General features: G+C 73.2%; 12 protein-coding genes. 1 reads left to right on the top strand and 11 read right to left on the bottom strand.

Annotation, left to right across the window (positions count from 1 at the left end):
• Positions 1-47: 47 nt before the first annotated feature.
• The 11 genes from kynU to AC07FK_RS15760 form a co-directional block, all read right to left on the bottom strand.
• On the bottom strand, positions 48-1,265 hold the full coding sequence (gene kynU / locus AC07FK_RS15710; protein WP_479105416.1) for a kynureninase: 1,218 nt from the start codon (positions 1,263-1,265) through the stop codon (positions 48-50).
• Positions 1,258-2,100 carry a tryptophan 2,3-dioxygenase family protein gene (locus tag AC07FK_RS15715; RefSeq protein WP_479105417.1) on the bottom strand — a complete coding sequence of 281 codons (843 nt, stop codon included), beginning with the start codon at positions 2,098-2,100 and terminating at the stop codon, positions 1,258-1,260. The genes kynU and AC07FK_RS15715 overlap by 8 nt, the downstream gene beginning before the upstream one ends.
• Positions 2,101-2,256: 156 nt before the next feature.
• Positions 2,257-2,670 (bottom strand): DUF3151 domain-containing protein, encoded by a 414-nt coding sequence (locus tag AC07FK_RS15720; RefSeq protein ID WP_479105418.1) that lies wholly within the window; start codon positions 2,668-2,670, stop codon positions 2,257-2,259.
• A 205-nt stretch (positions 2,671-2,875) separates the two neighbouring features.
• Positions 2,876-4,369, bottom strand: coding sequence for an MFS transporter (locus tag AC07FK_RS15725; RefSeq protein WP_479105419.1), 1,494 nt, complete (start codon positions 4,367-4,369; stop codon positions 2,876-2,878).
• Between the two features lie 187 nt (positions 4,370-4,556).
• Positions 4,557-5,579 (bottom strand): class II fructose-bisphosphate aldolase, encoded by a 1,023-nt coding sequence (fbaA, locus tag AC07FK_RS15730; protein WP_479105420.1) that lies wholly within the window; start codon positions 5,577-5,579, stop codon positions 4,557-4,559.
• A 199-nt stretch (positions 5,580-5,778) separates the two neighbouring features.
• Positions 5,779-6,318, bottom strand: coding sequence for an orotate phosphoribosyltransferase (pyrE, locus tag AC07FK_RS15735; RefSeq protein ID WP_479105421.1), 540 nt, complete (start codon positions 6,316-6,318; stop codon positions 5,779-5,781).
• Positions 6,319-6,327: 9 nt separating this feature from the next.
• Complete coding sequence (locus tag AC07FK_RS15740) at positions 6,328-7,125, bottom strand: aldose epimerase family protein (RefSeq protein ID WP_479105422.1); 798 nt, start codon at positions 7,123-7,125, stop codon at positions 6,328-6,330.
• 63 nt (positions 7,126-7,188) lie between these two features.
• Positions 7,189-7,989, bottom strand: coding sequence for an SRPBCC domain-containing protein (locus AC07FK_RS15745; RefSeq protein WP_479105423.1), 801 nt, complete (start codon positions 7,987-7,989; stop codon positions 7,189-7,191).
• A 127-nt stretch (positions 7,990-8,116) separates the two neighbouring features.
• Entirely contained in the window at positions 8,117-9,736 is a 1,620-nt protein-coding gene (locus AC07FK_RS15750) for a polyamine aminopropyltransferase (RefSeq protein WP_479105424.1), read from the bottom strand.
• A 54-nt stretch (positions 9,737-9,790) separates the two neighbouring features.
• On the bottom strand, positions 9,791-10,309 hold the full coding sequence (locus AC07FK_RS15755) for a DUF2617 family protein (RefSeq protein ID WP_479105425.1): 519 nt from the start codon (positions 10,307-10,309) through the stop codon (positions 9,791-9,793).
• 362 nt (positions 10,310-10,671) lie between these two features.
• On the bottom strand, positions 10,672-10,878 hold the full coding sequence (locus AC07FK_RS15760; RefSeq protein WP_479105426.1) for a hypothetical protein: 207 nt from the start codon (positions 10,876-10,878) through the stop codon (positions 10,672-10,674).
• A gap of 119 nt (positions 10,879-10,997) precedes the next feature.
• On the opposite strand from AC07FK_RS15760, the gene AC07FK_RS15765 reads away from it, so the two are divergent.
• The gene (locus AC07FK_RS15765) at positions 10,998-12,254 is read left to right on the top strand and encodes a pyridoxal phosphate-dependent aminotransferase (protein ID WP_479105427.1); all 1,257 of its coding nucleotides are present in this window, start codon (positions 10,998-11,000) and stop codon (positions 12,252-12,254) included.
• Positions 12,255-12,391 lie beyond the last annotated feature (137 nt).

The following is a 12,391-nucleotide window of genomic DNA, read 5'->3' on the forward strand; positions in this document are numbered from 1 at the left end:
CCGGCGGCCCGCCTCCGTGGCCCGCTCCGGACCTGCCTGGTTCCCGCTCAGCTCCCGGCCATGACGTCGCCCAGGACGCGCGCCGCCCGCTCCGCGTCCGCGAAGCCGACGTAGAGCGGGGTGAAGCCGAACCGGAGCACGTCGGGGCGGCGGAAGTCGCCCACCACACCGCGTGCGATCAGCTCCCGCATCACCGCGTCCGCGTCGTCCCCCGCCTCGCACCGCAGCGAGACCTGGCTGCCCCGCTCCGCGTGCGCGGCCGGGGTCACCGAGGTGACCCGGCCGGGGGCGACGTACGTCTCCACGCACTCCAGGAAGAAGTCCGTCAGGGCGAGTGACTTCTCGCGTACGTCTTCGATCCGGACCCCGTCCCACACGTCGAGCGCGGCTTCGAGCGCCAGCATCGACAGGATGTCGGGGGTGCCGACCCGGCCCCGCGCCGCGCCGTCGGCCGGCGCGTAGCCGGGCGTCATGCCGAAGGGGTCGCTGTGCGAGTTCCAGCCCGGCAGCGGGGAGTCGAAGGCTCCCTGGTGGCGTTCGGCGACGTACAGGTAGGCGGGCGAACCGGGGCCGCCGTTCAGGTACTTGTACGTGCAGCCGACGGCGAAGTCGACGCCGTGGTCGTCGAGCCCGACCGGCAGCGCGCCCGCGCTGTGGCACAGGTCCCAGACGGCCAGCGCCCCGGCCTCGTGGGCGGCGGCGGTGAGGCCGGGCAGGTCGTGCCGGCGGCCGGTGCGATAGTCGACGTGGTTGACGAGCGCCACGGCGGTACGCGGGCCGAGGGCGGCGCGCAGGTCTCCGGGGGCGACGGAGACGATCCGGCGGCCCGTCATCCGGGCGGCGGACTCGGCGATGTAACCGTCCGTCGGGAAGGTCGAGGCGTCGACGAGGATCTCGTCCCGGGACTCGGGCGCCAGCCGGGCCGCGCCCACGACCGCCTTGAACACGTTGACGCTGGTCGAGTCGCCCACCACGACCTGGCCCGGGGCGGCGCCCACGAGCGGGGCGATCCGGTCGCCGATCCGCTCCGGCGCGGTCCACCAGCCGCTCACGCCCCAGGAGCGGATGCGCAGCTCGCCCCACTGGCGGGTGACGACGTCGGCTATTCGCTCCGGTACGTGGCGGGGCAGGGCGCCGAGCGAGTTGCCGTCCAGGTACACGGTGTCGGCGTCGTCGAGCGCGAACAGGTCGCGGTGCTTGGCGAGCGCGTCGGCGGCGTCGAGCGCGGCGGCGCGGCGCTGCAGATCGTTCAGGACGTCAGACATGGCTGCGCGCCGTCCACAGCTCGGGGAAGACGTTCTTGGTGGCGCGCTTCTCCAGCCAGGCCACGCCGGCGGAGCCGCCGGTGCCGACCTTGGAGCCCATGGCGCGGCGGGTCGCGACGAGGTGGTCGTTGCGCCAGCGCCACACCAGCTCGCCGACGTCGGTCAGCAGCTCGCCCAGGCGCACGAGTTCAGCGTTCTGGTCGCCCTGGTACAGCTCGGTCCAGACCGCCTCGACCTCGGCGGAGGGCTCGTACTTCTGGGACAGGTCGCGGTCCAGCACGGACGCGGGCACCGGCAGGCCGCGCCGGGCGAGCAGCCGCAGCGTCTCGTCGTACAGGCTCGGCTCGTGCAGCGCCTTCTCCAGCTCGGCGTACACGCGCGGGGCGCCGCGGTGCGGGACGAGCATCGAGGCGGACTTGTCGCCGAGCAGGAACTCCATCCGCCGGTACATCGCGGACTGGAAGCCGGAGCCCTCGCCGAGCGCGCTGCGGTACGAGTTGAACTGGGCGGGGGTGAGGTGGGCGAGCGGCCGCCAGGAGGCGTTGAGCGCCTCCAGTTCGCGCAGGGAACGCTTGAGCGCGTCCGTCGCGACCGTCAGGTCGTCCTCGCGGAGCGCCTTCGCGGCGGTCTCCCACTCATGGACGATGACGGTGAACCACAGCTCCATGACCTGGGTCGTCACCAGGAACACCATCTCTCCCGGATCGTCCGAGAGGGTGTGCTGGAGGTGGGTGAGGACGTCCGCCTGGACGTAGTCCTCGTAGGGAGTGGTGCCCGCGAAGTCGAGGTTCGGGGTGTCCGAACCTGCACCGGGGGCATCGGGGTGTTGCGACATCGCTGTCTCCTCGACACGAGCTTGCAGGTAGCGGTCCGCCCCTTCCTTGTGGCTACGGAGCCCCGGTCCCTTCCCGGCATCATAAGAGGTCGTCGCGCGACGCGGGAGGCCCGTGCCGTGTGGCACGGGCCTCCCACCCCTGTGACCTGCGCCGGCTCAGCCGAGGGTGTCGGCCGCCGCGGGGGACGAGTCCCGCAGGAACGTCGAGCAGCGCTCGTACTCCTCCTGCTCGCCGATCGACTGCGCGGCGCGGGCGAGCGCGTGCAGCGCGCGCAGGAATCCGCGGTTCGGCTCGTGCTCCCACGGCACGGGGCCGTGGCCCTTCCAGCCTGCGCGGCGCAGAGCGTCCAGGCCGCGGTGGTAGCCGGTGCGGGCGTAGGCGTACGACTCGATCACCCGGCCGTTCTCGAACGCCTCGTCGGCGAGCTGGGCCCAGGCGAGCGAGGACGAGGGGTACTTCGCGGCGACGTCGGTCGGCGCGGTGCCGTGTCCGAGCAGCTCGCGCGGCTCCGGGTCGTCGGGCAGGTGGGTCGGGGGCGGTCCCCCGAGCAGGTCTTTGTGAATGGCCATGCCCCAAGTCTGCCCCCTCCCCGGGGTCCGGGCGGCACGTTGGGGCGGCACGCGGGGGGCGGGCGGCCCGGGGCGGGTGGTTCGGGGCGCCCGGGGGCGGGTGGTCCGGGCGCCCCGGGGGCCGGGTGGTCCGGGCGGCGCACCGGATGGCGAACCCCGAGCGGCCGGGGAGCGGGCCGGGTTCCCGGGACGCGGGGCTTCTCCGTCACGCCTCGCCGCGGGCCTTCCCGTACGCCTCCCCGCGGCCCTCCACCGGTTCCTCCAGCGGCGGCGCGGACAGCGGGCAGTTGACGCGGGACTGCGGGGCGCAGGCGTCGGGCCGGGGCGAGCGCACCGTCGCCCAGGCGATCACCGCGCCGAGCACCAGCACGCCCGCGCACATCGGCAGCGCCCGGCGGAACGTCGCCCCGAACTCCGCCGCCGACCGGTACGCTTCCGGGCCCATCCCCGCCAGCAGCGGCAACGCCGCCACCGCGACCAGGCCGGCCGCGCGCGCGGCCGCGTTGTTGATGCCGCTGGCCATCCCCGCCCGCCCGGTGTCCACGGACGCGAGGACCGTCGCCGTGAGCGGGGCGACCAGCGTCACCATGCCCGCGCCCATCACCAGCATCGCGGGCAGCACGTCGGCGACGTACGACGCTCCCTCCCCCACCCGCAGCATGAGCAGCGTCCCGGCCGCGCACAGCAGCGGCCCGACGGTGAGCGGCAGGCGCGGGCCGATCCGCCGGCCCAGTTCGCCGGACTTCGCGGACAGGAAGAGCATGAGCACGGTGGTGGGCAGCAGCGCCGTACCGGCCTGGAGGGCGGAGTAACCCACCACGACCTGCAACTGCAGGGCGGTGAGGAAGAAGAAGCCACTGAAGGCGGCGTAGACGCACAGCGTCACGGCGTTGACCGCGGTGAACTGCCGGGACGCGAACAGCGTCAGCGGCATCATCGGATCGGGCCGCCGCTTCTCGACGTACAGGAACAGCGCCCCGAGGACGACCCCGGCGACCGCGGAGCCGACCACCACCGCCGACGGGCCCTGCTCCGGCGCCGCGATCAGCGCGTACGTCACGAGCCCCAGGGCCGCCGCCGCGAGCACGGCGCCGAGCACGTCGAACCGGCCGTGCGCCCGCGGATCCCGCGACTCCGGTACGTGCCGCAGCGCGACGGGGACACAGAGCGCGGCCAGCGGCACGTTCAGCAGGAACACCCACCGCCAGCCCGGCCCGTCCACCAGCCAGCCGCCCAGGAAGGGCCCGGCGGCCGCGCCGACGCCGCCGAGCCCGGACCAGACCCCCACGGCCCGTGCCCGGTCGTCCGGGTGGAAGGACGCCTGGATGAGCGCGAGGGAGCCGGGCGTGAGGAGGGCCCCGCCGACGCCCTGGAGGGCGCGCGCGGCGATCAGGATCCCGGCGTTCGGCGCGAGACCGCACAGCAGCGAGGCCACCGCGAACCACACCACGCCGATCACGAAGACCTTCCGCCGCCCGAACCGGTCGCCGAGGGCGCCGCCGAGCAGAATCAGCCCGGCGAGCGTGAGCATGTAGGCGTTGACGATCCACTGCAGGGCCGCGAGGTCGGCGTCCAGGTCCTCCCCGATCCGCGGCAGGGCGACGTTGACGACGGTGGAGTCCAGCATCGCCATGGCGGACCCGAGCACGGTGGTGAGCACGACCCACCGGCCCCGGGCGGAGGACAGCCGAAGGTCCATGCGGGCATCCTCCCGGCTCGCGCCCCCGCGGGCTACTCGAGGAGGCGCGGGCGACCAGGCACCGCCCGGCCTGGCGGCGGAGCGCCGAGCCGGCCCCGCGGGCGGCCCACCGGGACGCGGCGGGCACGCGAAGGGCCCGCCACCGGATCCGGGGATCCGGCGGCGGGCCCTGGCGCGCGGTCCGGTGTTACTTGACCTTGGTGCCGGTCGAGCGCAGGTTCGCGCACGCCTCGGTCACGCGCTGGGCCATCGACGCCTCGGCCAGCTTGCCCCAGGTACGCGGGTCGTACGTCTTCTTCGAGCCGACCTCGCCGTCGACCTTCAGGACGCCGTCGTAGTTGCGGAACATGTGGTCCGCGATCGGGCGGGTGAAGGCGTACTGCGTGTCGGTGTCGAGGTTCATCTTCACGACGCCGTTCTCCAGCGCGGTGGCGATCTCCTCGGCCGTGGAGCCCGAGCCGCCGTGGAAGACGAAGTCGAACGGCGATGCCTTGCCGTACTTCTCGGCGACGCCCGCCTGGAGGTCCTTGAGCAGCTCGGGGCGGAGCACGACGTTGCCCGGCTTGTAGACGCCGTGCACGTTGCCGAACGAGGCGGCCAGCAGGTAGCGGCCCTTCTCGCCCAGGCCGAGGGCCTCGGCGGTGCGCAGCGCGTCGTCGACGGTCGTGTAGAGCTCGTCGTTGATCTCGTGCGAGACGCCGTCCTCCTCGCCGCCGGTGGGGGTGATCTCGACCTCGAGAATGATCTTCGCGGCGGCGGCCTTCGCGAGCAGCTCCTGGGCGATGGCCAGGTTGTCGGCGAGGGTCTCGGCCGAGCCGTCCCACATGTGGGACTGGAAGAGCGGGTTCTGACCCTTGGCGACGCGCTCGGCGGACACGTCGATCAGCGGACGTACGTACGTGTCCAGCTTGTCCTTGGGGCAGTGGTCCGTGTGCAGCGCGACGGTCACCGGGTACTTCTCGGCCACGATGTGGGCGAACTCCGCCAGGGCGACCGCGCCGGACACCATGTCCTTGGCGTACTGGCCACCGAGGAACTCGGCGCCGCCGGTGGAGATCTGGATGATGCCGTCGCTCTCGGCCTCCGCGAAACCGCGCAGTGCCGCGTGCAAGGTCTGGGTCGAGGTCACGTTGATGGCCGGGTAGGCGAACTTGCCTGCCTTCGCCCGGTCGAGCATCTCGTTGTAGACCTCGGGGGTTGCGATGGGCATCTGTCCGCTCCTTATGACGTGCGGGTGTGTGGTGCTGGGCCCTGACCTGGGGGCGACGTCATCGTCGCCCCCATCTTTCCAGATCCTCGCCGCGACTCCACAGGGCGCACGGCCCGTACCTGCGCGAAGGGCGGACTGTTTCACGTGAAACAGTCCGCCCTTGACGAAAGGCCCAGGTCAGCCCGGGTGCCCGCGCGTACTAGGCGAGGCCGAGCTCCTCCAGGGAGTAGGCATTGACGTACGTCAGCCCGGCCTCCGCGATCTTCGGAGCCGCGCCCCGCTCCACGATCACGGCGACGCCGACGACCTCGCCGCCCGCTTCACGGACCGCCTCGACGGCGGTCAGCGGCGAGCCGCCGGTGGTCGAGACATCCTCGACGACGAGGCAGCGGCGGCCCTTGACGTCGGCGCCCTCGATGCGGCGCTGCATGCCGTGCGCCTTGCCCGCCTTGCGTACGACGAAGGCGTCCAGCCGCTGACCCCGCGCGGCGGAGGCGTGCAGCATGGAGGTGGCCACCGGGTCGGCGCCCAGCGTCAGGCCGCCCACGCAGTCGTAGTCGAGATCGGCGGTGGCGTCGAGCATCACCTGGCCGACCATCGGCGCGGCCTCGCCGTCCAGCGTGATCCGGCGCAGGTCGATGTACCAGTCGGCCTCGATCCCCGAAGACAGGGTCACCTTGCCGTGCACCACGGCCTTGTCCTTGATCTGCTGGAGCAGCTCACCACGTACGTCAGTCATGCCATGAGCTTAAAGCCGCCGCCAGGTCCAGATGGTCTCGATCTCCAGCGGCTCGATGGGTGTCACGAACCGGGGCATCGTGTTGAGACCGTTGGGCGGCCCCGACTGCGGCTCCACGCACACCGCTTCGGCCTGCTCGTCGTACACCACGACCCACTCGGCGCGGCTGGTCACCTTCAGTTCGAGCTGCCCGGGCCAGGTGAGCGTGACGTCCACGCCGTCCGGCATCCCGAAGCAGTCGTCCCACGGGCCGGGGCGGGGAGGGACGCGCCGACCGGTCGGGAGGTGGTCGTCGCCCCGCTCCTCCTGCCAGGCCGGGACGAAGTCGATCACGACGTCCTGGTCGTCCGCGCCTCCGAGGTTGCGGAGGAACCAGGGGTGCCAGCCGGCCTGCGCGGGGAAGGAGTCGCCGTACGTCTCGATCCCCATTGTCAGGGTGAGGGAGTCCTCGGCGAGGCCGAACGCCTGGGTGACCCGGCCCGGGTACGGCCACGGGTCGGCGAGGTCGTACGTGAACGCGGCCTCGCTCTTCTCCACCCGTGCGGTGTGCCAGGCGGCGTCGCGGCCCGTGCCGTGGATGGCGTGGGGCGGCGAGTTGAGCGGCAGCTGATGCGTCGTCGCGCCGTTGAGGAACCTGCCGTGGTTCAGCCGGCCGCACCACGGCACCATCGGGAAGCAGCCGTACCGCTCCCCCTGACGCAGCAGTTCGGTGCCGCCGATGCTCAGGCCGGTGATGCGGCAGCCGTTGTCCTGGGCGATGGTCAGCTCGGCGTCGCCCGCCGCCAGACGTGTCTCTTGGGTGCTCACATGCCGACCCTACGGGTCCGCCGCCCGGCGGGGCGCGCACAAGGGGCGTCGCGGGGCGGGGACTCAGCGTCTGCGGCGCAGCACCCGGCCCACCACCACCGCCGACGCCAGCGCGAGCGCCGCCGCCGGGGCGATCCAGCGCAGCGTGTCGGTCGTCGACGTCGACTGCGGCGCGGGGACCGGGGCGTAACGCCCGCGCGGCGGCGCGTGATCGACCTCCTCTGCGCTGCGCCCGATCATCGTGCGCCGCGCGTGGGCCGCCTCGGCCGGCGGTTCCGTCGGCGAGGGCACCTCGGGCACGTCGGCCAGGTCGTCGGGGATCTCCGGCACCTCGGCCAGGGGGTCCAGCGACGGCGGCGGCACCTGCGTGTCGAAGACCGACTGCCGGGAGCCGTCAGCCGTTTCGGCCTCTTCGGCCCCGGCCTCGTCGTCCTCGGCCGCCGCGTCCGCCAGCCGGGTGGTGAAGCGCTCCAGCAGCCGCTGGGCCGCGGACAGCGTCGCCTGCGCGTCGAGCTCCGCGATGCGGCCCTCGCCGCTCGCCGTCCCCGTGTACGTCACCGTCGTACCGTCGTCGGTCTCCGTCAGGCGCACCGTCAGTGCCAGCTCCACCCCGCCGGAGCCGCGTGCCTCCGTGCTCTCGCCCGCCACGGCGAAGTCGCCGTCCGGCCGTCCGGTGATCCGGAGGGCGCCCCGGTAGGTGATGGTGTGACCGTCGATGCGGACCTTCAGCCGCCCGGCGAGCGGCCCGGACGCCTCGTCGGCATCCTGCTGGAGCCCGGGTACGCAGCGCGCCACCCGGGCGGGGTCCCCCAGCACGCGTCGGAGGGCCTCAGCCGGAACCGGAACGAACACCTCATGCTCCATGGGAACCGAGCCTACTCACGCACACCCGTCATGCACCCGTGTCTGCGAGGAATCGGCGCCGCGATCCGCCGCAGAATCTCAGGTGACGTCCGTCGGGGCGGGGTGCGCGGCGGGGCCGTCCCCGGGCTCAGTTCGTGTAGCGCGGATGCACCAGGGTCGACGGACGCACCCCCGCCAGCCGGGTCCCCTCCGCCGCCCGCTCGGCCGACCGCAGGACCGCCGGCGACAGGGACCGCAGCCGGGGCACGTCGGCCGCGAGCCCCAGACCGGGGAGCGCGTCCCGCGCGGCCAGTACGAAGCCCCAGTCGTGCGGCGCCCGGGACGCGCCCGACGCCCGGTCGGGCCCCGCCGTGAACCCGGAGAGGCGGCCCGTTGCACGGTAGGGACGCGTCCGCAGCCCCGCCGCCCGCAGCGTCGCCTCGACCGTCCAGTAGACCCTCGGCCGCGTCGCCTGCGGCCCCGCGTGTACGACCAGGCGCCCGCCGCCCGCGAGGACGCGCGAGGCCAGCCCGTAGAACTCCTGCGAGTACAGCTTGGTGCTCGGGGTGATGCCGGGGTCGGGCAGGTCCGAGATCACCACGTCGTACGGCCGCCCGCCCCGCCCCTGCTCGCGCAGCCAGGTGAACGCGTCGGCGGTGTCGACGCGCAGCCGGGGGTCGCGGTGCGCCCCGCCGTTGAGCGCCGTCAGGGCGGGGTCCGTACGGGCCAGCTCGACCACGGCCGGGTCCAGCTCGACCACCGTGACCGACTCCACCCCCGGATAGCGCAGCACCTCGCGGGCCGCGAGGCCGTCACCGCCGCCGAGGATCGCCACCCGCGCGTGGGGGCCGCGCATCGCGGGATGCACCAGCGCCTCGTGGTACCGGTGCTCGTCGCGGCCGCTCACCCGCAGCCGCCCGTCGAGGAAGAGATCGAGCGGACCGCCGGAAGCGCCGGTGACGACGATCTCCTGCAGGTCGGTCTGCACGGCGACCCGCACCCGCTCCCCGTACACCGCCCGCCGCGCCGCGCGCTCGAAGTCGCCGACGAGGGCGGTCGCGGTGGCGAGCAGCGCCAGCACCACCGCGTTCACCACCACCAGCAGCCACCGCTCGCGCCGGGTCAGCTCGCGCCGGAACAGCCACAGCACCAGCGCGCCGCCCGCCACCGCGTTGACCGCGCCGGTGAGCAGCGCACCCGTCAACTGGCCCAGCAGCGGCAGCAGGAGGAACGGGAACGCCAGCCCGCCGACCAGTGCCCCGACGTAGTCCGCGGCGAAGAGATCCGCCACGTCGCCGCTGGTGTCCCGGCGCTCCCCGCGCCGGGACACCCGCTGGATCAGCGTCATGAGCAGCGGGATCTCGGCGCCGATGAGCACGCCGATCGTCAGCGAGAAGCCGACCAGCGCGTACCGCGCGCCGCCGACCCAGGCGAACGTCGCGTAGAGCACCAGCGCCGAGCCGCCGCCCACCAGCGCCAGCGCGGCCTCCAGCAGGCCGAAACCCACGGCCGCGCGGCACCGCAGCCGCTTGGCGAGCAGCGACCCGAGACCCATCGCGAAGACCATCACGGACAGCACCACGGACGCCTGGGTGACCGAGTCGCCGATCAAGTACGAAGCGAGGGCGACCAGTTCCAGCTCGTACACGAGTCCGCACGCGGCGCAGACGAACACCACCCCGAGCACCAGGAACCGGCCGGTCCGCGGCCGCACGGGCAGGGCTGCCGGAGCTTCCGGAGCCGACAGCGACACAGGCGAATCGATCACCATGCGAACGCTACGTCACACAGGACGCACCATCCGTCACCCACACGGGTGCAACTAGCGGGCAACAGGCATACGCACGCCGACCCGTGATCGCGTAGCCACCAACTGCCCCTCCTGGGGGTACGCGTGCCAGGTGCGCCACCGCACCTGCCCCTCGCATCTCTGGGCCAGCATCGCGGTGAAGGCGTGCGGACTGCCCGGGAACGTTCCCGCCAGGCTGTTGGGGTGGTCGGCGACCAGGGCGAGCAGTTCCTGCGCCCGCCCAGCGAACTGGCCGCGCGTGAGCGTCTCGACCCGTGCGGCGAATTCGTACTCCCATTCGCCGAGCTTCTTCGCCACCCCGAGGGGCAGCGGCGTACTGCTCCCCGGCATACAGGCGACCGTCTCGGAGCAGAGGCTTTCACCCTCCTCGAGGAGCACTTGATGAGAGGCGCCGAGGAGCCTCAACTGGAGCGCGACACCGTCGAGTTGGAGATCGAGTACGGCCAGGGCCGGCAGCGGCTCGCGCCCCAGCGCCCAGGCGAGATCGGCGGCGCGCGTGTCGGTGTAGGCAGTCTTGATGGTCGTGAGCATGAGTGGGCTCCGCAGACAGGCGTTTGGAATGGTGGACCGGGGTCACCCGGGGGGTGGGGTCGAGGAGATTCGGGGACCGCCTGCTCGGGTCCACATGGGGGTACGAGGGCTGTTGTCTCGACAGCGAGGGAATCATGAAGCGCGCTGGACTCACAGCGTTTTTACCCAACTTGGAGTGGTTTCCATCCCCTCGGGGGCTGCACGGTTCACCTGTTCAACGACAATGCGCCCGACGGGAGTTAACCCGCCGGGCGCATGGTCCGGACGCGTGAAACGGTGCTGTTGTGACGCGCGGAAACGCGCCTCCCCGCGCGCCGCGCACCTACGGCGCCACTCTGCCGGGCGGGGGCGACTGCCCCGTGTCAGTCGCCCCCCCCGCCGCAGCCGCCACCGCCCCCGCAGGAGGAGCCGCCACCGCACGACGAGCCCGACGAGGAGGAAGAGCCGTGGTGGCTGCCCTCCCACCAGCTCCCCCCGCTCTTGCGGGTCCGCCGTCCGCCGCGGCTGCCCGCGAGCACCGTCAGCCCCACGATCACCAGTACCACCAGAGCGATCAGCACGAACGTCATGCCCCCCACCGTCCCTTTGTTCCCCCGAAGCGAGGTGCTCGCTTCTCGTGTGACTGGGGGATGCCCTCGGCCGTCGCAAACGAAAGCCGACTTGAGCAACTCCAGAGCTTCGGCCCAGGATGGCCGCCATGACGACGCCGCCAGAGCACGACGCCCCCGGCCGGGACGACCGCCCGGGCCCCGGCTCCCGCCCGCAGCCGCACCCCCGCCCCCTGCTCAACCGCAGGCTGGCGGAGTTCGGGACGACGATCTTCGCCGAGATGTCGGCGCTGGCCCAGAAGACCGGCGCGATCAACCTCGGGCAGGGCTTCCCCGACACCGACGGCCCCGAGGTGGTCAGGGAGGCGGCGGTCCGCGCGCTGCGCGACGGACGCGGCAACCAGTACCCGCCCGGCCCCGGCGTCCCCGAGCTGCGGACCGCCGTCGCCGAGCACCAGCTCGGCCGCTACGGCCTGTCGTACGACCCGGACACCGAGGTCCTCGTCACCGCCGGCGCCACCGAGTCGATCGCGGCGTCCCTCCTGGCCCTGCTGGAGCCCGGCGACGAGGTCGTCGCCCTGGAGCCGTACTACGACTCGTACGCCGCCTGCATCGCCCTCGCGGGCGGCACGCGCGTACCGGTGACGCTGCGCCCCCGCGCGGGCCGGTACGTGCTCGACCTCGACGAACTCCGCGCCGCCGTCACCCCTCGCACCCGCCTCATCCTCCTCAACACCCCGCACAACCCCACCGGCACCGTCCTCACCCGCGCGGAACTGGCCGCCGTCGCCGAGCTGGCGGTCGAGCGCGACCTGCTGGTCGTCACCGACGAGGTGTACGAGCACCTGGTCTTCGACGGCGAGCACCTGCCGCTCGCGTCGTTCCCGGGCATGCGGGAGCGCACGGTCACGATCTCCTCAGCGGGCAAGACGTTCTCCTTCACGGGGTGGAAGATCGGCTGGGTCACCGCGTCCCCCGCCCTGGTCACGGCCGTGCGCAGTGCGAAGCAGTACCTGACGTACGTGTCGGGCGGGCCCTTGCAGTACGCCGTCGCCGAGGCGCTGCGCCTGCCCGCCACGTACTTCACCGCCCTGCGCGAGGACCTGCGCGCCAAGCGGGACCTGCTGTCCGCGGGGCTCGCCGACGCCGGCTTCGAGGTCTACCGCCCGGCCGGCACGTACTTCGTCACCACGGACATCCGCCCGCTGGGCGAGAGCGACGGCTTCGCGTTCTGCCGCGCGCTGCCGGAGCGGTGCGGGGTGGTGGCCATCCCGAACGCGGTCTTCTACGACCACCGTGAGCAGGGAGCCCCGTTCGTCCGCTTCGCGTTCTGCAAGAGGACCGAGGTGCTTCAGGACGCGGCGGCCCGCCTCAAGGCTCTGGCCGGTGCGCGGTAGCGCCGAGCCGTACGGGGTGGCCCTCCGGGCCCGGGACGGCGATAGCCCGGCCGAGGACAGCGGTCGTGGTGACCGCCGCCCGGGCCGGGCTGTCGCCGGGCTGCGCGGCGTGTCCGGTGCCGGTCGCCCCGGTGCCG

It is taken from the genome of Streptomyces sp. NPDC046122 (assembly GCF_056429965.1).

What these genes read in the sequence shown, in the direction of transcription:
- kynU (WP_479105416.1), bottom strand. Translation starts at nt 1,265, where the DNA reads ATGTCTGACGTCCTGAACGATCTGCAGCGCCGCGCCGCCGCGCTCGAC.
- AC07FK_RS15715 (WP_479105417.1), bottom strand. Translation starts at nt 2,100, where the DNA reads ATGTCGCAACACCCCGATGCCCCCGGTGCAGGTTCGGACACCCCGAAC.
- AC07FK_RS15720 (WP_479105418.1), bottom strand. Translation starts at nt 2,670, where the DNA reads ATGGCCATTCACAAAGACCTGCTCGGGGGACCGCCCCCGACCCACCTG.
- AC07FK_RS15725 (WP_479105419.1), bottom strand. Translation starts at nt 4,369, where the DNA reads ATGGACCTTCGGCTGTCCTCCGCCCGGGGCCGGTGGGTCGTGCTCACC.
- fbaA (WP_479105420.1), bottom strand. Translation starts at nt 5,579, where the DNA reads ATGCCCATCGCAACCCCCGAGGTCTACAACGAGATGCTCGACCGGGCG.
- pyrE (WP_479105421.1), bottom strand. Translation starts at nt 6,318, where the DNA reads ATGACTGACGTACGTGGTGAGCTGCTCCAGCAGATCAAGGACAAGGCC.
- AC07FK_RS15745 (WP_479105423.1), bottom strand. Translation starts at nt 7,989, where the DNA reads ATGGAGCATGAGGTGTTCGTTCCGGTTCCGGCTGAGGCCCTCCGACGC.
- AC07FK_RS15755 (WP_479105425.1), bottom strand. Translation starts at nt 10,309, where the DNA reads ATGCTCACGACCATCAAGACTGCCTACACCGACACGCGCGCCGCCGAT.
- AC07FK_RS15760 (WP_479105426.1), bottom strand. Translation starts at nt 10,878, where the DNA reads ATGACGTTCGTGCTGATCGCTCTGGTGGTACTGGTGATCGTGGGGCTG.
- AC07FK_RS15765 (WP_479105427.1), top strand. Translation starts at nt 10,998, where the DNA reads ATGGCCGCCATGACGACGCCGCCAGAGCACGACGCCCCCGGCCGGGAC.